Below are 18,869 nucleotides of genomic sequence, written 5' to 3'. Positions count from 1 at the left end.
CTCTCAGTGGCCCATGCCCATGCCGCCGTCGACCGGGATGACCGCGCCGGCGATGTAACCGGCGTCCTCGGAGGCCAGGAAGCTGACGACTCCGGCGACGTCCTCGGCGGTGCCGATGCGCTTGGCCGGAATGAACTCCAGCGCCCCGGCCTGGATCCGTTCGTCCAGCGCCCGGGTCATCTCGGTGTCGATGTAGCCGGGGGCCACGACGTTGGCGGTGACGTTGGCCTTCGACAACTCCCGGGAGATCGAGCGCGCCATGCCGATCAGGCCGGCCTTGGCGGCCGCGTAGTTGGCCTGGTTGCCGATCCCCCACATGCCCGACACCGAGCCGATGAAGATGATCCGGCCGAAGCGCTTGCGCTGCATGCTGCGCGACGCGCGCTGGGCCACCCGGAACGCGCCGGTGAGGTTGGCGTTGATGACCTCCTCGAAGCGCTCCTCGGTCATCCGGATGAGAAACGCGTCCTTGGAGATGCCGGCGTTGGAGACCACCACCTCGACGGGCCCCTGGTGCTCCTCGACTTCCTTGAAGGCGCGGTCGACGGCGGCGTTGTCGGTGACGTCGCACTCTACGGCGAACAGGTTGTCGTCGGGCACGCCCGAACCGCGGTGCGTGACGGCCACCTTGTGCCCGTCGGCGGCCAGCCGCCGCGCGATCGCCAGCCCGATCCCGCGGTTTCCGCCAGTAACCAGCACCGACCGGGACACGAAAGGCGGACGTGCGCCTGCCGTTTGGCTCTCCGATTCAGGAACTGCAGTCTCCGTCATGCCCGCCAACTTAACGTGTGAGCTGCGGTTGACTGAAATCACCGCGAGCCTGCCGGCGCCGAGATCGACGTTTCGGCGCGATCCACTCGCACTTTCCCGCCCGTTTGTCCCTTCGGGCGTAAACAGTCACAGTGGGAGCCGGCGGTTGATCAACAGGCTCGCCACCGCCGCGACGGCGGCCACCAGGGCGGCCAGACGCAACCAGCCGGTGGTGGCCTCACCCCGGACGGTCTCATAGCCGATCTGGTCCTGGAGGGTGGCGTAGACCTTGTTCAGCTCGTCGAGGTTGGCCGCGGTGTAGGACTCCCCACCGGACAGCTCGGCGATCCTCTTCATCATCTTGTCGTCGACGGGCACCGGCACCCGCTCGCCGTTGACCTCCACCGAGCCGTTCGGGGTCCCGAACGAGATCGTCGAGATCGGCACCCCCTGATCCTTGGCGGCCCGCGCGGCGGTGAAGGCGCCCTTGGGATTGTCCGGGTTCGACGGCACCGTCTCCTTACCGTCGGAGAACAACACGATGTGCGCCGGCGGCGGGGTGTCGCCGCCGCCGATGACGGCACCGACCGTCGAGATCGACGACAGCGCCGTGAAAATCGCCTCGCCCGTGGCGGTGCGGTCGGCGACCTGCAGGTTGTCGATGGCGCGCCGGCTCGAGTCCCGGTTCGTCGTCGGCGAGACCAACACCGTCGGCGTGCCGGCATACGCGATGACGCCGAGGTTGATGCCCGGGGTGAGCTCGTCGACGAACTTCTTCGACGCCTCCTGGGCGGCGACCAGCCGGCTGGGCTCGACGTCGGTGGCCTTCATCGACTGTGACACGTCCATGACGAGCATCACGACCGCGCGGTTGCGCGGGAGCCGCTGGTCGTGGGTGGGCCCGGCCAGTGCGATCGTGCACAGCAGCAACGCGATTCCCAGCAGCGCGGCGGGTAGGTGCCGCCACGGGCTCGGCCGTTTGGGCGCCACGCTGTCGAGCAGTTCGGTGTTGGCGAACTGCTGCAGCCGCCGGCGCCGGGACAGCTGGGTCAGGACATAGAGCACGGCCAGGCCGAGCACGACGGCCAGGAACAGCACGAACCACCAGATGTGTTGAAAGCCCGACAGTGATACCGGTCCCAGCAGCGGAAGGGTCATCTCAGAGTCGTCCCCGTCTCAGTTCGGCAGCCGACGGTTGATGGCCAGCGCCGCAAGCGCTGCCAGCGCCAGCGCCACCGCTCCCAGCCGCAGCCAGCCCGTGCTTGCCTCGCCCCTGATGGTCTCGTAGCCGATCTGTTGCTGCAGGTTGGCGTAGACCTCGCGCAGCTGTTCGAGGCTGGACGCGGTGAACGCCTCCCCGCCGGAAAGATCGGCGATCTTCTTGAGCATCTCGTCATCGACGGGCACCGGCTGCCGTTGGTCGTTGATCTCGACGTACCCGTACGGCGTGCCGAACGAGATCGTCGAGATCGGCACCCCCTGGTCCTTGGCCGCGCGGGCCGCGGTGTAGGCGCCCTTCGGATTGTCCGGGTTCGACGGCACCGTCTCCTTACCGTCGGAGAACAACACGATGCGCGCGGGCGGCGGTTCGTCGCCGCCGCCGATCACCGCACCGACGGTGGCGATGGCCTGCAGGGCGGTGAAGATCCCCTCCCCGGTGGCGGTGCGGTCGGCGAACTGCAGGCCGTCGATCGCGCTCTTGGTGGCCTCGCGCCCCGTCGTCGGCGACACCAGCACGGTCGCGGTGCCCGCGTACGAGATCAGCCCGAGGTTGATGCCGGGGGTCAGCTCGTCGGCGAACTGCTTGGACGCCTCCTGGGCGGCGGCCATCCGGTTCGGCAGCACGTCGGTGGCCCGCATCGACTGCGACACGTCCATGACGAGCATCACCACCGCCCGATTACGCGGAATGCGAACGTCGTGCGTCGGACCCGCCATGGCCACCGTGAGGAACACCAACGCGATCACGGCCAGAATCGCGGGCAGATGCCGCCAGCGTGCCTGCCGTTTGGGCGCAACGCTTTCCAGCAATTCCATGTTGGCGAAGCGCAACATCCGCCGGTGCCGCGACAGCTGCACCACGATGTAGAGCCCGACGATCCCGAGCACCACGAGCAGAAACAGGAAGAACCATGCGTGTTCGAAGCCCGAGAGAGTCATCGGACCGAGCAACGGCAATGTCATGTGCGCCTAATCATTTCACGGCCAACCCGATCTAGGCGCGGCCCGCCAGCGCACCACGTCTGCGGTTGGCGACGAATCGGACGACGTCGGCGATCCAGTCCCGGTCGGTGCGCAGCGACAGCAGCGGCGCATCGCATCGGCGCAGCGTCCTGGCGACCTCGGCACGGTGGGCCGCCGCGGCCCGGGCGAAGTCGTCACGCAGCTGCTCGTCGATGGTGAACTCGCGGGTCTGGCCGGTCTCGGCGTCCTGCAGGACGACCTCGCCGACGGGCGGCAGCTCGACGTCACGGGGGTCGAGGACCTCGATGCCGAGGACTTCGTGACGGCCGGCGATCGCGCGCAGCGGGCGCATCCAGTTGATCGGACCCAGGAAGTCGCTGATGATCACCGCCATCCCGCGGCGACGCTCCGGACGGCGCAGCGCGTCGATGGCGGCGGCCAGATCACCGCGAACTCCCGTGGGCGCCTTGGGCATCGTGGCGATCGTGCGCAGCATCTCCTGCTCGTGCATGCGCCCGGAAAGCGCGGGCACCCGACGCATGGTGTCGCCGTTGGCGATGATCGCGCCGATCCGGTTGCCTCCCCCGCTGTTGAGGAAGGTGATCGCCGCGGCGGCGGCCACCGCCAGATCGCGCTTCTCACACCCGGTGGTACCGAAGTCCAGGCTGGCCGACATGTCGACCACGAGCCACGTCTCGAGCTCGCGGTCGGCGATCATCTGCCGCACGTGCGGTTCGGTGGTGCGCGCCGTGACCGACCAATCCATCCGGCGCACGTCGTCGCCGGGCTGGTAGAGCCGCGACTCCCCCGGTTCGGAACCGGGGCCGGGCAGCAGCCCGAGGTGATCGCCGTGCAGCACGCCGTCGAGCTTGCGGCGCACCGTCAGCTCGAGCTTGCGCAGCGCCGCGCTCAGCGCGGGATCACGGATCTCCCCTCGCTTCAGTGACGGCAGGTCGACCGTGCGCCGCGAGCTGGTCACCGACTGCTGGCCGCACCTGCGGCGGCGGGCACGACGGGCGGCACCGAATGGCCTTGCTGCGGAATGGCGTTGACTTGCGGCAGGGCCACGGTCTGCAGGATGCGGTTGATCACCGTCTCGGCCGAGATCTCGTCGGCCAGCGCGTCGTAGGTCAGCACCAACCGGTGGCGCAGCACATCGGGGATCACCTCGACGACGTCCTGCGGGATCACGTAGTCGCGGCCGCGCACCAGCGCGAGCGCACGCGCCGCGGCGATGATGCCGAGCGACGCACGCGGGGAGGCGCCGTAGGCGATCCACGCCTTGGCGTCGGGCATGCCGAACTTCTCGGGCTGACGGGTGGCGGTGACGACGCGCACGACGTAGTCCACCAGGGCGTGATGCACGAACGTGTTCGACGCGACGTCCTGCAGGCGCAGCAGATCGCCGGGCGCCAGAACCTGCTTGGGCTCCGGGGGCTTGACGCCCATCCGGTAGATGATCTCGCGCTCCTCCTCCGGCGTCGGATAGTCGATGTTGAGCTTGAACAGGAAGCGGTCGCGCTGAGCCTCGGGCAGCGCGTAGACGCCCTCCTGCTCGATCGGGTTCTGCGTCGCCATCACCAGGAACGGCTGCGGCAGCGGGAAGGTCTTACCGCCGATCGAGATCTTGCGTTCGGCCATGACCTCCAGCAGCGCCGACTGCACCTTGGCCGGTGCGCGGTTGATCTCGTCGGCGAGCAGGAAGTTGACCACCACCGGGCCGAGTTCGATGTCGAACTCCTCCCGGCCCTGGCGGTAGATGCGGGTGCCGATGATGTCGGTGGGCACCAGGTCCGGCGTGAACTGGATACGCGCGAAGGTGCCGCCCACCACCTTGGCGAACGTCTCCACGGCCAGCGTCTTGGCGACGCCGGGCACGCCCTCCAGCAGCACGTGCCCCTTGGCCAGCAGGCCGACGAGCATCCGCTCGACCAGCTGGTCCTGACCGACGATGATGCGCTTGACCTCGAAGATCGCCCGCTCGAGGGTGTGGACCTCCTGCTGCAGCCCGCCGTTGGTGGGGGCCGCGTTGGACGGCGCGGCGTGCGAGCCCTGCGGGTAGCCCTGCGCTGGTGCCTGGCCGGAGTACCCTCCAGCGCCCTGCGGCGGCCCACTCGGTGACGTCATCAACGTTCCTTCCACATCAACTCGCTGGTCAAAGCGGCCTCGACCGGATCGGCGCGGCCGCTCGTCGTCAACTATTCCAGGCAGTTCTTGATCCGTCGACGTTGCCCGTGCAGTTCGTCGATTCGCTCAGCCTGCGCTCAGGCGGCGTTCAGGTTTCGATGATCCTGGCCACGTAGGGCTGCAGTCCGGCCTGCCGGACCGGGCTCACGGTCACCTTCCCGGCACTGCCGGACGCCTCCAGCATCTTCCCGCCGCCGAGATAAAGCGCGACGTGCTGGCTGCCGCCGGGCCCCCAAAACAGCAGGTCGCCACGCTTGGCCTGCGACGTCGGCACCTTGCGCCCGGTGTTGTACTGGTCGCCCGAATACTTCGGGATCAGCACGCCGACGCCGGCGAACGAGTACTGGGTGAAGCCCGAGCAGTCGAAGCCGACGGTGTTGGCCCCGGAGTCGATGCCCCGGCTCGGGCCGTTGGGCTTACCGCCGCCCCACGAGTAGGGCACGCCCATCTGCGACGCGCCCCGGCGGATCACGTACTCGATGGCCTGAGGTCCGCGCACCCGGCCCGGCGCGACGCCGGCCGCCTCCGCGGGCGCGAGGCCCAGCGTGGCGAGGAACTTGCGGCCCAGGTTCATCGTGACTTCGGTGGCCTGCGCGGTGGCGGCGAGCGAGGCGTTGGCGATCGCCAACGGGTCGCCGGGGGCGCCCGCGCTGATGAGCTTGGGCAGGGTCGGATCCCACTGGCCGTCATCGGGCGCCGCTGCCGTCGGAGTGGCCAGCCCGGCCGCCACGGCCAGCGCGCACGTCCCGAGCAGCAAGCCGGTCAGGAAGCGAAAGAGCTTGAAGCGCAAAGTAATCCTTACTCTCACCACTCGATGAGACGGGTCGCGTAGGGGGTCATGCCGCTGTGGCGCACCGGGGAGATCTTCACCACCGAGCCGGTGTACGGCGCCTCGATCATCTGGCCGTCACCGAGATAGAGGGCCACGTGTTGGCTGGCGTTGGGGCCCCAGAACAGCATGTCGCCGCGACGCGCCTGGGACGACGGGACCTTGCGGCCCGCGTTGTACTGCGAGCCCGAGTAGTGGTCCAGCTTGATGCCCACCCCGGCGAATGCGTAGAGCATCAGCCCGGAGCAGTCGAAACCCACTGTGCCCGCGCCGGAGTCGATGCCCCGGCTGGGTCCGGCCGCGTTACCGCCGCCCCACGAGTAGGGCACCCCCATCTGGGACATGGCGCGCCGGATGACGTACTCGGTGGCTTCGCGGCCGTGGACGCGGGGAATCGCGCCGTTGGTGTAGCCCGTCGGGGTGGGCAGCAGTCCCAGTTTCTGCAGGAAGCTGCGTCCCAGGTCCTGGGTGACCTGCGCGGAGGTCGCCATGATGTTCAGGACCTCGTTGATGATCGCGATCGGGTCACCGCTGACGAAGGCGCTGGGAATGGCGGGCAGGAACGGATCCCAGGCGGTGGCCCAGTTCCCCGTGGCCGGGTCGACGCCCTGGGGCGCCCGGTCCCAGTCACCGCCGGGGGCCGCGGCCGCCGGCGCGGCCGCCGGTGCCTGCTGTCCGCTCGCCGGTGTCGTCGCCGACATCTTGCGGACCTCGTTGAGCTTGGCCTGTGCGGCTTCCCGCTCGGCGGTGAGCTTGTCCAGTTCGGCCTGCTGGGCGCTGAACGTGCCCTGCGCGTCCGTCAGCGCCGAAACCGCGTCCTGCTGACGGGCTTCGGCGTCGGCGAGGGCCTTGTCGGCGTTCTGCTTGGCCAGCCGTGCCGCGGAGTCGCGGTTGACCTGCTCGGTGCGGGCCCGCTGCAGATCGGCCATCACCTGTTGGGCGCTGACCGCCAGCGTCTGCCCGGCGGCGACGGTGCCGATGATGTCGGCCGGGTCGCTGGCGGTCAGATACGAGTTCGACGGGCCGTTGATGTACGTCGCCGCGGCGAACCGGTCGAAGCGCTGCTGGGCGGCCTCGATCGCCCGGTTGGCGTCCTCGACACGTTGCCTGCTGGCGTCGACCTCGCGTTGCGCGGCGGCGGCATTGTCGCGCGCGGTCTGCACGTCGACGATCGCCTTGTTGACACGCTCCTGCTCGGCCTGGATGGCCGCGCCCAGTTCGTGCAGCTTCTGGTTGGCGTTGGCGACGGCGGCGACCAGTTGCGCGACGCCGTCCGAGCCACCCGGTTGTGCGGCGGCCTGCGGCGGTGTCACCAGACCGGGCGTCGCGAACAACAGTCCCATTGCCAGCAAAGCCGCGCAAAGACGTCCGCGCGACCGCAAGGCAGAGGCGCCAGGGTTGCGTCTCATCGGCTTGTGTCTCCTATGGCTCCACGCGAACGTGCGGACACATTCGTCGGGCGTCTGAGTACGCAGAAGTCACATCAAGCACATCTACAACATCAGCCACCGTCTGCACCGTATGTCACATCTGACGCCGAAGAAACTTTAGTCACAAACTACAAGTTTGTAATTGCGAAAAGTGTTATCTCGCCGTGATCTTTTCTTTTGCCGACTAGGGCTGATATCCGGCGGAACTTGCTGTCAGAGTGTGGTTTTAGCGCTCGTCGCGCACAAGCACGCGCTTGCTACGAACTTGCAACATTCGCGTCGCGATGACGGCGGCGACCACCCCGAGCACGAGCAATATCGTGAATGTCGTCCACGGAAAGTGATCGGTCGTCACCTCGCTGAGAAAGTTCTTCGCGCCCTGCACCGCACCGCGGCCTTCGGCGACGTCTTGGCCGGCTTCGAGCGTGACCCGATCGATGGTCGGACTGTACGTCCCGGACTCCGACGGGCTGAGCACCAGCACCGTCGACCCCGGATGCGCCTGGCCCACCTCGGTGGCGATGTCGCGCAGCGGGGTGTCGATCGGCGGGTTGTTCGCGACGACGACGATCTTCAGGTCGATGCCCTGTTGGCCGGCCTGCTCGACGACCTCACGCAACCCGGGCACGTCCGCGGCGGCCGAGGGCGGCACGGCGACCCCGTCATCGGCGACGTCGGCGTTGATCTGGTTCATGTCGACATCCGGCGGGATATAGCCGGGCAGAAACGGAATCACGTGCGGCGCGGTCACAGGAGAACCGTACGTTATGGGTACCCGTAAAGCGACGACCCTGGCCGTATTGCAGGACAAGCGTACTGTTAGGGTTATGTGGGCCGTCGACTCAGCCCGTCGGCGGCGAGAACTAGCCGGGAGTTGATGTGAGCAGCAAGGATTCGGTGAACACGTCCCTAAATTCGTTCGATGCCCGTGACACGTTGAAGGTCAACGACAAAAGCTACGAGATCTATCGCCTCGACGCGGTGCCGGGCACCGAGAAACTTCCGTTCAGCCTCAAGGTGCTTGCCGAGAACCTGCTGCGCACCGAGGACGGCGCCAACATCACCAAGGACCACATCGAGGCGATCGCCAACTGGGATCCCAGCGCCGAACCCAGTGTGGAGATTCAGTTCACCCCGGCCCGGGTGGTGATGCAGGACTTCACCGGCGTGCCGTGCATCGTCGACCTGGCCACCATGCGCGAGGCGATCGCCGAACTCGGCGGCGACCCGGAAAAGGTCAATCCGCTCGCGCCGGCCGACCTGGTGATCGACCACTCGGTGATCGCCGATTTGTTCGGGCGCGCCGACGCGTTCGAGCGCAACGTCGAGATCGAGTACGAGCGCAACGGGGAGCGTTACCAGTTCCTGCGCTGGGGCCAGGGCGCGTTCAACGACTTCAAGGTGGTGCCGCCGGGCACCGGCATCGTGCACCAGGTCAACATCGAGTACCTGGCGTCGGTGGTGATGGACCGCAACGGGGTGGCCTACCCGGACACCTGCGTGGGCACCGACAGCCACACCACGATGGTCAACGGGCTCGGCGTGCTGGGCTGGGGTGTCGGCGGCATCGAGGCCGAGGCCGCCATGTTGGGCCAGCCGGTGTCGATGCTGATCCCGCGCGTGGTCGGCTTCAAGCTCACCGGTGAGCGCAGGCCCGGCGTCACCGCCACCGACGTCGTGCTCACCGTCACCGAGATGCTGCGCCAGCACGGGGTGGTCGGCAAGTTCGTCGAGTTCTACGGCGAGGGCGTCGCCGAGGTGCCACTGGCCAACCGCGCCACGCTGGGCAACATGAGCCCCGAATTCGGTTCCACCGCAGCGATTTTCCCGATCGACGAAGAGACCATCAGCTACCTGCGCTTCACCGGGCGCAGCGACGAGCAGCTCGCGCTGGTCGAGGCCTACGCCAAGGAACAGGGCATGTGGCACGACCCGAAGCGGGAGCCCAGGTACAGCGAATACATCGAGCTCGACCTGTCCGCGGTGGTGCCGTCGATCGCCGGGCCGAAGCGGCCGCAGGACCGGATCGCGCTCAACGACGCGAAAACGGCGTTCCGCAAAGACATCCACAACTACGTCGAAGAGCACATGCCCGTCTCGCACACCAAGCTCGACGAGGCGGTCGAGGACACCTTCCCGGCCAGTGACCCCGCGGCCAGCCTGGCCTTCGCCGACGACGACGCGGTCGTTCCGTCGGCGGCCGTCGGCGCCAACGGGCGGCCGACCAACCCGGTCGAGGTGAAGTCCGCCGAGCGTGGCGAGTTCGTCATCGACCACGGCGCGGTGGTGATCGCGGCGATCACCTCGTGCACCAACACATCCAACCCCGAGGTGATGCTGGGTGCCGCGCTGTTGGCCCGCAACGCCGTGGAGAAGGGCCTGAGCACCAAGCCGTGGGTGAAGACGACGATGGCGCCCGGCTCGCAGGTGGTCACGGACTACTACGAGAAGGCCGGGCTGTGGCCGTACCTGGAGAAGCTGGGCTTCTATCTGGTCGGCTACGGCTGCACCACGTGCATCGGCAACTCCGGCCCGCTGCCCGACGAGATCTCGCAGGCCGTCAACGACAACGACCTGTCGGTCACCGCGGTGTTGTCGGGCAACCGCAACTTCGAGGGCCGGATCAACCCCGACGTGAAGATGAACTACCTCGCGTCCCCGCCGTTGGTGATCGCCTACGCGCTGACGGGCACGATGGACTTCGACTTCGACGCCGAGCCGCTGGGCCGCGACAAGGACGGCAACGAGGTCTACCTCAAGGACATCTGGCCGTCGCAGAAGGACATCGACGACACGATCGCCTCGGCGATCAACCGCGAGATGTTCACCAAGAACTACGCGGACGTCTTCAAGGGCGACGAGCGCTGGCGCAATCTGCCCACCCCGAGCGGCAACACGTTCGAGTGGAACCCCGACTCGACGTACGTCCGCAAACCCCCGTACTTCGACGGCATGTCCGCCGAGCCGCAGCCGGTGTCCGACATCTCGGGCGCCAGAGTGCTGGCGCTGCTGGGTGATTCGGTGACCACCGACCACATCTCCCCGGCCGGTGCCATCAAGCCGGGCACCCCGGCGGCGCAGTACCTCGAGGCCAACGGCGTGGAACGTAAGGACTACAACTCCTACGGGTCACGGCGCGGCAATCACGAGGTGATGATCCGCGGCACGTTCGCCAACATCCGGTTGCGCAACCTGCTGCTCGACGACGTCGCCGGGGGCTACACCCGCGACTTCACCAAGGGCGGCGAGCAGGCGTTCATCTACGATGCCGCGCAAAACTATGCGGCACAGAACATTCCGCTCGTCGTGCTGGGTGGCAAGGAGTACGGATCGGGTTCGTCGCGGGACTGGGCCGCCAAGGGCACCAGCCTGCTGGGTGTCCGCGCGGTGATCGCCGAGTCGTTCGAACGGATCCACCGCAGCAACCTGATCGGCATGGGCGTCATCCCGCTGCAGTTCCCCGAGGGCGAGTCGGCGGCCAGCCTGAAGCTGGACGGCACCGAAACGTTCGACATCACGGGCATCGAGGCGCTCAACGAGGGTAAGACGCCCAAGACGGTGCACGTCACCGCCACCAAGAACGACGGAGCCGATGGCTCTGGTGACACCGTCGAGTTCGACGCGGTGGTGCGGATCGACACACCCGGCGAGGCCGACTACTACCGCAACGGCGGGATCCTGCAGTTCGTGCTGCGCAACATGTTGAAGTCCTGACAGATGCCGCGGGTCACCGACGAGCATCTGGCGGCCCGCCGTCGTCAGATCCTCGACGGCGCCCGGCGGTGTTTCGCGGAGTACGGCTACGACAAGGCGACCGTGCGGCGGCTCGAGCAGACCATCGGGCTGTCGCGCGGCGCCATCTTCCATCACTTCCGGGACAAGGACACGCTGTTCTTCGAGCTGGCCCGTGAGGATGCCGAGCGGATGGCCGACGTCGCAGCGCGCGAAGGCCTCGTCCAGGTGATGCGTGACATGCTCGCCGCGCCCGAGCAGTTCGACTGGCTGGCGACCCGGTTGGAGATCGCCCGCAAGCTGCGCAACGACCCGGATTTCCGCCGCGGATGGAAGGAGCGCTCCGCGGAACTGTCGGCAGCGACCACCGCGAGGCTGCGCCGGCAGAAGCAGGCCGGACGGCTACGCGACGACGTTCCCAGCGCCGTGCTGCAGACGTACCTCGACCTCGTGCTCGACGGCCTGGTCGCACGGCTGGCGTCCGGCGACGATCCCGAAAAGCTCAGCGCCGTACTGGACCTGGTCGAGGCGTCGCTGCGCCAGCAGCAAGGCTAACGACGGCTGCGGTGGTTCGGGCCGCCGCGGCTGCGCATCGTGGTACCCGATTCGCGCAGCATGCTGTGAATCGAGCCGTACGAGCGGCCGGTCGATGCGACCAACGTCCGGATGCTCGCGCCGTTCTCGTATGCGCTCCGCAACTCGGTCAACAGTTGATCCCGTGGCTTTTCGGCCTTCTTCTGCGTCATCGTGCCTGGCACCTCCCCGCACAGTTGTGATGCCCCGACGGATACCCAGGGTAGGAAGCGGCTACACCCGGCGGGTGGAATTGAGTGAAACGGTTCGCAATTCGGCTATCTGGCGCCCGAGCGGGTCAGGCCAACTCGATCAGCTCCGCATAGTCCTCGGACCAGAAGTCCTCGGTGCCGTCGGGCAGCAGCACGACGCGCTGGGGATCCAGCGCCTCGGCCGCGCCGGGGTCGTGGGTCACCAGCACCACCGCGCCGACGTAGCTGCGCAGCGCGTCGAGCACCTGTTCGCGCGACGCGGGATCGAGGTTGTTGGTCGGCTCGTCGAGCAGCAGCACGTTGGCCGTCGACGCGACGAGGCCGGCCAGTGCCAGCCGGGTCTTCTCGCCACCGGACAGCGTGCCCGCCGGCTGGTCGAGTTGCGGACCGCTGAACATGAATGCACCCAACAGGCCCCGCAGATCCTGCTCGCCGGTGTCGGGCGCGGCGTGCCGGATGTTCTCCCACACCGTGGCCGCGTTGTCGAGGGTGTCGTGCTCCTGGGCGAAGTATCCGACCTTCATGCCGTGGCCCGGTTCGATCACACCGGCATCCGGTGACTCGGCACCGGCCAACAGACGCAGCAGGGTGGTCTTGCCCGCGCCGTTGAGGCCGAGCACCACCACGCGTGAGCCGCGGTCGATGGCCAGGTCGACACCCGAGAACACTTCCAGCGAACCGTAATTCTTGGTCAGTCCCTTGGCCACCAACGGCGTGCGTCCGCAGGGGGCAGGCGTCGGGAACTTGATCCGGGCCACCTTGTCGGCGACCCGTTCCTCGTCGAGCGCGGCCATCATCCGGTCGGCTCGACGCAGCATGTTCTGCGCAGCAACGGCTTTGGTCGCCTTGGCGCCCATCTTGGCGGCCTGGGTGCGCAGCGCGGCGGCCTTGCGTTCGGCGTTGGCGCGTTCACGGCGGCGGCGCTGCTCGTCGGTGGCACGGGCGTCGAGGTAGCGCTGCCAGCTCATGTTGTAGACGTCGACCTCACCGCGGATGGCGTCCAGGAACCAGACCCGGTTGACGACGTCGGCGAGCAGATCGACGTTGTGGCTGATGACCACCAACCCGCCGGTGTGGTTCTGCAGGAATGTGCGTAGCCACCCGATGGAGTCGGCGTCGAGGTGGTTGGTCGGCTCGTCGAGCAGCAGGGTCGTCGTCGAACCCGAAGCGCCGGCGCCGCCTTCCGACGCGGCGAACAGGATGCGGGCCAACTCCACCCGGCGCCGCTGTCCGCCCGACAACGTGCGCAGCGGCTGGGTGAGAACGCGTTCGGGCAGGCCGAGGCTCGCGCAGATCCGGCCGGCCTCACTCTCGGCGGCGTAGCCGCCCAGCGCGGCGAACCGCTCCTCCAGTTGGCCGTAGCGCCGAACGGCTCTGTCGCGGGCGGCGTCGTCGGCGACCTCAGCCATCAGCACCTGCTGCTTCTCCAGGTCGGCGAGCAGCGTGTCGAGACCGCGTGCGGACAGCACCCGGTCGCGCGCCAGCATGTCGAGGTCGCCTTCTCTGGGATCCTGTGGCAGGTAACCGATTTCGCCCGACCGTGAGATCGTTCCGGCGTACGGCTCGCCCTCGCCCGCCAGAATCCGCATGGTGGTGGTCTTGCCCGCGCCGTTGCGGCCGACCAGCCCGATGCGATCGCCGGGCTGCACCCGCAGCGCCGAACCGTCGGTGGACAGCAGCGTGCGCGCGCCGGCGCGGACCTCGAGGTCCGTTGCGGTGATCACGCTGCTGCTCTCCTACTGCTCGTGTTACTTGTCGTCGGTGAAGATGGGGGCCCGTTTCTCCGCGCGCGCGGCCACCGCCTCTTCGAAGTTGGCGGTGAGCAGACGCACATAGAGTTGGCCCAGGCCTTCGGCCTGCATGTGCCCTTCCAGGCTAGCGGCGTCCAGTCCACTCCATAGCGTGCGCTTGGTCAACTCGATTCCGGGCCGGGAGAACGATGCGATCCGTTCGCCCATCTGGTAGCAGACCTCGAGCAGCTGGTCGTCGGGTACCGACTGAGACACCAGGCCGATCCGCTGGGCTTCCTCGGCGTCCACGTCGCGGCCGGTGAGCATCAACTCGAATGCCCGCGAGGTCCCGATGGCGCGCGGCAGCAGATAGGACAGTCCCAGCTCGCTGGCGGTCAGGCCGTTGTTGATCCCGGCCGCGCGGAAGTAGGCGCCGGCGCCCGCCACCCGGATGTCGCAGGCCAGGGCCAGGCACAGGCCTCCGCCGATCGCCGCCCCGTTGACCGCGGCAATGACCGGCTGATGCATTCTGCGCAGCGTCAGGATCACGTCGTCGAGGACTTCCATCGACCGCAGCGCGAACGTCGGCCGGGTCAGGCCCTGGGTGTGTGGCACACTGCCCGCCGACTTGTGGTCGGCGCCCGAGGAGAAGCCGCGGCCCGCGCCTGTGAGCACGATCACGCGCACGGAGTTGTCGTCGTTCAGCTCGTCGAGGATCTTCTGAAGGGGAACCATGACGTCGAACGCCATCGAGTTCATGCGCTCGGGCCGGTTCAGGGTCACCAGCGCGATACCGGGGCGCGGGCGGTTGACGAGTACGAAGTCGGTTTGCTCGGTCACGGATGCACGCTATCGCGTGCGCTCGCTCACTCCTTGTGGCCGTCGTTCTGCGCCGCGATCGCCGCGTCGACGTCGAACTCCTTGACTTTCTGCACCAGTTCCTCCAGGGCCGCAGGCGGCAATGCGCCGGCCTGGTTGAACACCAGCTTGCCCTTCTTGAACACCATCAGGGTGGGAATGGAGCGGATGTCTGCCGCGGCCGCGAGTTCCTGCTCCGCCTCGGTGTCAACCTTCGCGAACACGACGTCGGGGTGTGCCTCCGCGGACGCCGCGAACGTCGGGGCGAACGCCTTACAAGGGCCGCACCACGACGCCCAGAAATCCACCAGCACGATCTCGTTGTCGTTGATGGTGTCGTTGAACTCTTCGGCGGTGATGTCTTTCGTAGCCACGATTGTTCCTAACGCCGGGGACGGGCTCGATGTTCCCACCATAGGGGTCCGCGCAGACCGGCCACCGGGTTATCGCGGCTTGGCCCGGCGCGGTGATGGTCACATGCTCTGGCTGCCGGATCCCTGTGCCAGCGTGATCCGGGTCGAGCGGCACACCGGGCACCGCGGCGGGGCGTCGAACCGAAACCGCCCGCCACAGCCGCACTCTCCGGCGAGCGCGTGCACACCGGCGCGGTAGTCGGCGGTGGAGACGGGTTCCACCGGGATGTGGACGCGGACGTAGGCGTCGCGATGCGCGTCGAGCAGGCAGTGACCGTTGGGCAGCGACTCGAGGTAGCGCAGGTGCAACTCGCCGAGTTCCTCGAAGCCGATCGGCTCGGCCTCGCCGCAGCGATCGCAGTGCAGAAGGTGGAAGAACACGCCGTCGCCCTGGCTCACCGTGAACGACTCGTCGCAGAACCGACAGCGCCCCTGGAACGTGTGGCTCATCTATCCCAACCCTCTTTCTGATTTCGTTGCGCCGCCGGTGGTTTCGACACTTCTGAAGCGGTCACAGGTCGTCGACCGTGAGAAGCCCGTCCTGGATCGCGCGTGCGGCCAGCGCTGCTTTGGTTCGTGCGGGCCTGCCCACCGCGGCATACTTCGCCCGGATGCGTTGCAGGTGAGTGCGCACGGTCGTCGGTGAAATGTGTAAGTGCTCCGCGACCATCTCCTTGCTCTCGGTCTGCAGCCAACTCAGAAGCACCTCTATCTCGCGCGCCGCCAGGCACGGTTTCGGAATCGTGTCGCCGCGGCCCATGGGTTTGTCTCCTCGAACACCCGATTCCCATATCGTCCGTTCGGACGACAAGGAAAACAGCGTCGGCAGTCACCCATCAGTTCGGGAATCAGGCGCACAGCCACAAAATCGGTGATGCTCAGGCAAGATCTTGCTTGAACGCACAGAATGTCAGCGTGCACGGGCAATCGCGGATTCTGGTGGCATCTCCGCTGGGAAAGGTCGTCCTACCGATCCTGACCACGGCGTTTCCCGAGGCGACGGTGCGGGTCGCGGTCGACGAGGCCGCGGTACGGCGCGAGGTGACGGGTCGGGTCCGCTTCGACGTGGTGGTCGCCGACCTGGTGTGGAACAACCCCGCGCTGGAGTTCCGGTTCGACGGCCTGGACGTCATCGACGTGCTACGCGACGCCGACCGTCTGGCCCCGGTGGTGATCGCCATGCAGGGTCACCGCATGGAACAGGATCACCTCGACGAGGCGCGGTTACGTCCCGAGGTCGCGTACGTGATCTCGAAGTCCACCGGTGCGGAAGCACTGCCGTCGGTGATCCGCGACGCCGCCGTCGGCAAGCGCGATCCCCGCGCCGGATGCCGGCCACCCAAGCCGCCGCTGTACGAGTTGTTCGACGGACGCAAGGGCCAGACCGCCGGCAGGCTCGCGGGCGCCATCGCGTCCGGGCGCGCGTCCGACGGCGCGAGCCTGGCGGCGGCCGCCGGCGTCGCGCTGAACACCGCCACCAAGGTCGCGACCCACTACCTCGGCCCGATCATCAGCCAGCGCGGTGAGCACGATCCCGAGCTACCTCTGACGCTTGCGGCCGTGTACCGCTGGTGCGGCCTGCACGCGAGCTATCTGGTGAGTTGGTGCCGCCGCAACGGGCACAGCTCGGTCATCCGGGGCTGAGCGCCGCGCAGTCGACGTTGGACAGAAGTTGCGCGCGTCTCTTTCGGCCACCAGAACAACTGCGCCAGTAGCAGAACCAGGTAGATGAACGACGCCACCGCGTTGCCCCAGGATCCGAAGACGGCGTCCCACCCGGCGGTCACCACACCGACAGCCAGGACGACGGGCAACAGCCAGCGCAGCGGCTTGGCTTCCTCGGCCGCCGCGTGGATTCCGGTGCGGTAGTCGAGGACTGGGGCTCACGCCCGGACCGGGTCGGCTAGACGGTGAAGCCCAGTGCGCGAAGCTGCTCGCGACCGTCCTCGGTGATCTTGTCCGGGCCCCACGGCGGGTTCCACACCCAGTTGATCTTCATCTCACTGACCAGGCCGCTGCCCACCAGCGCGTTGCGCGACTGGTCCTCGATCACGTCGGTCAACGGGCAAGCCGGCGAAGTCAACGTCATGTCGAGCAACGCGACGGTGCCCTGCTCCCCCTTCTCGACGTTCAGACCGTAGACGAGGCCGAGGTCGACGACGTTGATCCCCAGCTCGGGATCGACGACGTCGCGCATCGCCTCTTCGAGATCGAACAACAGCTCCTCGTTAGGCACTGCGGTGTCGCTCATCTGACATCTCCTCACTGGCCTGCGCGAGCGCATCCTTGAAAGCCATCCAGCCCAGCAGCGCGCACTTCACGCGCGCGGGGTACTTGGCCACCCCCGCGAACGCGACGCCGTCGCCGAGCACGTCTTCATCTCCTTCAACGGTCCCGCGTGACGAAACCATTTCCCTGAACGCCGCGACCGTCTTGAGGGCATCGCCCACGCTCTGCCCGATGACCTGATCGGTGAGCACCGACGTCGCCGCCTGGCTGATCGAACAGCCCTGCCCGTCGTAGGAGATGTCGGTGACCGTCTCCCCGTCCTCGGACAGCGCCACCCGCAGCGTCACCTCGTCACCGCAGGTCGGGTTGACGTGGTGCACTTCAGCGGCGAACGGTTCACGGAGTCCGCGGTGGTGCGGGTGCTTGTAGTGATCGAGGATCACTTCCTGATAGATCTGCTCCAGCCGCATCGCGAAACCTCAGGCCCTGCCGAAGAACTCCACGGCCCGGCGCACACCGGCGACCAGGCGATCGACCTCATCGAGCGTGTTGTACAGCGCGAACGACGCGCGGGCGGTCGCGGCGATGCCGAACTTGCGGTGCAGCGGAAACGCGCAGTGGTGTCCGACGCGCACCGCGACGCCGTCGTCGTCGAGCACCTGCCCCACGTCGTGGGCGTGCACACCGTCGACCACGAACGCCACCGGGGATGCGCGGTTCTCCAGCGACGTGGGCCCGATGATGCGGACGCCGTCGACACCGGCCAGCCCCTCGAGCGCGGCGGCCACCAATTCGGCCTCGTGCGCCTCGACGGCGTGCATCCCGACCTCGGTCAGATACCGTGCGGCCGCGCCCAATCCGACGACCTGAGAGGTCATCGGCGTGCCGGCTTCGAAGCGCTGCGGCGGCGGCGCGTAGGTGGCGCCCTCCATCGTGACGGTCTCGATCATCGAGCCGCCGGTGAGAAACGGCGGCATCGCCTCGAGCAGTTCACGTCGCCCGTACAACACCCCGATACCGGTGGGCCCCAGCATCTTGTGCCCGGAGAAGGCCGCGAAGTCCACGTCCAGCGCACCGAAGTCCACGGGTTGGTGCGGAACCGATTGGCAGGCGTCCAGCACGGTCAGCGCACCGACCGCCTTGGCCCGTGCCACCAGTTCCTCGACCGGGGCCAACGCACCGGTCACATTCGAGTGATGGCTGAACGCAACGACTTTCACGCGTTCGTCGAGCTGAAGCGAGTCGAGGTCGATGCGTCCCGCGTCGGGTCCCTCGGAGGTGATCTGATACCACTTGAGCGTCGCGCCGGTACGCCGGGCCAGCTCCTGCCACGGGATCAGGTTCGCGTGGTGCTCCAGCTCGGTGGTGACGATGACGTCTCCGGGGCCGACGGCACGGGCGAACCGGTTGTCGCCCAGCGCATAGGACACCAGGTTGAGCGCCTCGGTCGCGTTCTTGGTGAACACCAGCTCGTCGGGCTGTGCACCGACGAACGCGGCGATGTCCGCACGGCCCTGCTCGTAGGCGTCGGTGGACTCCTCCATCAGCTGATGCGCACCACGGTGCACTGCGCCGTAGGAGTTGGTCAGAAACTCCCGCTCCGCCTCGAGCACCTGCACCGGACGTTGCGACGTGGCCCCGGAATCCAGGTAGGCCAACGTGTTTCCGCCGCGCATCACCTTTTTCAGGATCGGGAAGTCAGCCCGGATCCTGGTGACGTCCAGAGTCTGCGCGGTCGTCAC

20 protein-coding genes and 1 pseudogene are annotated in these 18,869 nt (G+C 67.6%); 4 read left to right on the top strand and 17 right to left on the bottom strand.

What is annotated here, in order from left to right; genetic code table 11:
* Positions 1-3: 3 nt before the first annotated feature.
* The 8 genes from fabG1 to MELE44368_RS19765 form a co-directional block, all read right to left on the bottom strand.
* Positions 4-771, bottom strand: coding sequence for a 3-oxoacyl-ACP reductase FabG1 (fabG1, locus tag MELE44368_RS19800; RefSeq protein ID WP_046751148.1), 768 nt, complete (start codon positions 769-771; stop codon positions 4-6).
* Between the two features lie 126 nt (positions 772-897).
* Positions 898-1,908 carry a VWA domain-containing protein gene (locus MELE44368_RS19795; RefSeq protein WP_128110064.1) on the bottom strand — a complete coding sequence of 337 codons (1,011 nt, stop codon included), beginning with the start codon at positions 1,906-1,908 and terminating at the stop codon, positions 898-900.
* An 18-nt stretch (positions 1,909-1,926) separates the two neighbouring features.
* A complete protein-coding gene (locus tag MELE44368_RS19790; RefSeq protein ID WP_128110063.1) occupies positions 1,927-2,934 on the bottom strand; it encodes a VWA domain-containing protein in 1,008 nt (335 codons plus the stop codon).
* 31 nt (positions 2,935-2,965) lie between these two features.
* The gene (locus MELE44368_RS19785; protein WP_128110062.1) at positions 2,966-3,913 is read right to left on the bottom strand and encodes a DUF58 domain-containing protein; all 948 of its coding nucleotides are present in this window, start codon (positions 3,911-3,913) and stop codon (positions 2,966-2,968) included.
* Positions 3,910-5,061: a chaperone MoxR1 gene (gene moxR1, locus MELE44368_RS19780; protein ID WP_128110061.1), complete on the bottom strand. Its 1,152-nt coding sequence runs from the start codon at positions 5,059-5,061 to the stop codon at positions 3,910-3,912. The genes MELE44368_RS19785 and moxR1 overlap by 4 nt, the downstream gene beginning before the upstream one ends.
* 148 nt (positions 5,062-5,209) lie before the next feature.
* Positions 5,210-5,911, bottom strand: a complete 702-nt coding sequence (ripB, locus tag MELE44368_RS19775) for an NlpC/P60 family peptidoglycan endopeptidase RipB (protein WP_206613813.1) — start codon at positions 5,909-5,911, stop codon at positions 5,210-5,212.
* Between the two features lie 14 nt (positions 5,912-5,925).
* A complete protein-coding gene (gene ripA / locus MELE44368_RS19770; protein ID WP_128110060.1) occupies positions 5,926-7,359 on the bottom strand; it encodes an NlpC/P60 family peptidoglycan endopeptidase RipA in 1,434 nt (477 codons plus the stop codon).
* A gap of 247 nt (positions 7,360-7,606) precedes the next feature.
* Positions 7,607-8,131: an Rv1476 family membrane protein gene (locus MELE44368_RS19765; RefSeq protein ID WP_128110059.1), complete on the bottom strand. Its 525-nt coding sequence runs from the start codon at positions 8,129-8,131 to the stop codon at positions 7,607-7,609.
* A 146-nt stretch (positions 8,132-8,277) separates the two neighbouring features.
* Between MELE44368_RS19765 and acnA the strand changes: the two genes are divergently transcribed.
* Both acnA and MELE44368_RS19755 read left to right on the top strand, forming a co-directional pair.
* On the top strand, positions 8,278-11,094 hold the full coding sequence (gene acnA, locus MELE44368_RS19760) for an aconitate hydratase AcnA (protein ID WP_206613818.1): 2,817 nt from the start codon (positions 8,278-8,280) through the stop codon (positions 11,092-11,094).
* Between the two features lie 3 nt (positions 11,095-11,097).
* A complete protein-coding gene (locus tag MELE44368_RS19755) occupies positions 11,098-11,667 on the top strand; it encodes a TetR/AcrR family transcriptional regulator (protein ID WP_128110057.1) in 570 nt (189 codons plus the stop codon).
* On the opposite strand, the gene MELE44368_RS19750 is transcribed toward MELE44368_RS19755, so the two are convergent.
* From MELE44368_RS19750 to MELE44368_RS19725, 6 genes and pseudogenes are all read right to left on the bottom strand, one after another.
* Entirely contained in the window at positions 11,664-11,858 is a 195-nt protein-coding gene (locus MELE44368_RS19750) for a helix-turn-helix domain-containing protein (RefSeq protein ID WP_128110056.1), read from the bottom strand. The two genes, MELE44368_RS19755 and MELE44368_RS19750, sit on opposite strands and share 4 nt — an antisense overlap.
* A 125-nt stretch (positions 11,859-11,983) precedes the next feature.
* Positions 11,984-13,621, bottom strand: coding sequence for an ABC-F family ATP-binding cassette domain-containing protein (locus MELE44368_RS19745; RefSeq protein WP_128110055.1), 1,638 nt, complete (start codon positions 13,619-13,621; stop codon positions 11,984-11,986).
* A gap of 24 nt (positions 13,622-13,645) precedes the next feature.
* Positions 13,646-14,467, bottom strand: a complete 822-nt coding sequence (locus MELE44368_RS19740) for an enoyl-CoA hydratase (protein ID WP_128110054.1) — start codon at positions 14,465-14,467, stop codon at positions 13,646-13,648.
* Between the two features lie 26 nt (positions 14,468-14,493).
* Complete coding sequence (gene trxA / locus MELE44368_RS19735) at positions 14,494-14,859, bottom strand: thioredoxin (protein WP_128110053.1); 366 nt, start codon at positions 14,857-14,859, stop codon at positions 14,494-14,496.
* A 99-nt stretch (positions 14,860-14,958) separates the two neighbouring features.
* On the bottom strand, positions 14,959-15,348 hold the full coding sequence (locus MELE44368_RS19730; RefSeq protein ID WP_128110052.1) for a hypothetical protein: 390 nt from the start codon (positions 15,346-15,348) through the stop codon (positions 14,959-14,961).
* Between the two features lie 61 nt (positions 15,349-15,409).
* A pseudogene (locus MELE44368_RS19725) lies at positions 15,410-15,625 on the bottom strand (LuxR C-terminal-related transcriptional regulator); the annotation flags it as partial.
* Between the two features lie 188 nt (positions 15,626-15,813).
* Here MELE44368_RS19725 and MELE44368_RS19720 point away from each other — a divergent pair.
* Together MELE44368_RS19720 and MELE44368_RS26745 are read left to right on the top strand one after the other, a co-directional pair.
* Positions 15,814-16,542 carry an MSMEG_1198 family transcriptional regulator gene (locus tag MELE44368_RS19720; RefSeq protein WP_128110050.1) on the top strand — a complete coding sequence of 243 codons (729 nt, stop codon included), beginning with the start codon at positions 15,814-15,816 and terminating at the stop codon, positions 16,540-16,542.
* 84 nt (positions 16,543-16,626) lie between these two features.
* A complete protein-coding gene (locus MELE44368_RS26745) occupies positions 16,627-16,767 on the top strand; it encodes a hypothetical protein (protein WP_164890165.1) in 141 nt (46 codons plus the stop codon).
* Between the two features lie 34 nt (positions 16,768-16,801).
* Here the strand turns inward: MELE44368_RS26745 and MELE44368_RS19710 are convergent, their stop codons facing one another.
* The 3 genes from MELE44368_RS19710 to MELE44368_RS19700 are packed head-to-tail and all read right to left on the bottom strand — an operon-like array spanning position 16,802 to position 18,869.
* Complete coding sequence (locus MELE44368_RS19710; RefSeq protein ID WP_128110049.1) at positions 16,802-17,149, bottom strand: metal-sulfur cluster assembly factor; 348 nt, start codon at positions 17,147-17,149, stop codon at positions 16,802-16,804.
* The gene (sufU, locus tag MELE44368_RS19705; RefSeq protein WP_128110048.1) at positions 17,127-17,597 is read right to left on the bottom strand and encodes a Fe-S cluster assembly sulfur transfer protein SufU; all 471 of its coding nucleotides are present in this window, start codon (positions 17,595-17,597) and stop codon (positions 17,127-17,129) included. Before sufU ends, MELE44368_RS19710 begins: the two co-directional genes overlap by 23 nt.
* Positions 17,598-17,606: 9 nt before the next feature.
* Positions 17,607-18,869 carry a cysteine desulfurase gene (locus MELE44368_RS19700; protein ID WP_128110047.1) on the bottom strand — a complete coding sequence of 421 codons (1,263 nt, stop codon included), beginning with the start codon at positions 18,867-18,869 and terminating at the stop codon, positions 17,607-17,609.

Origin of the sequence: Mycolicibacterium elephantis DSM 44368, from assembly GCF_004014805.1 — a bacterium.
In the GTDB taxonomy this organism is placed as follows: Bacteria; Actinomycetota; Actinomycetes; order Mycobacteriales; family Mycobacteriaceae; genus Mycobacterium; species Mycobacterium elephantis.
This window is presented reverse-complemented; position numbering and strand designations above follow the sequence as displayed.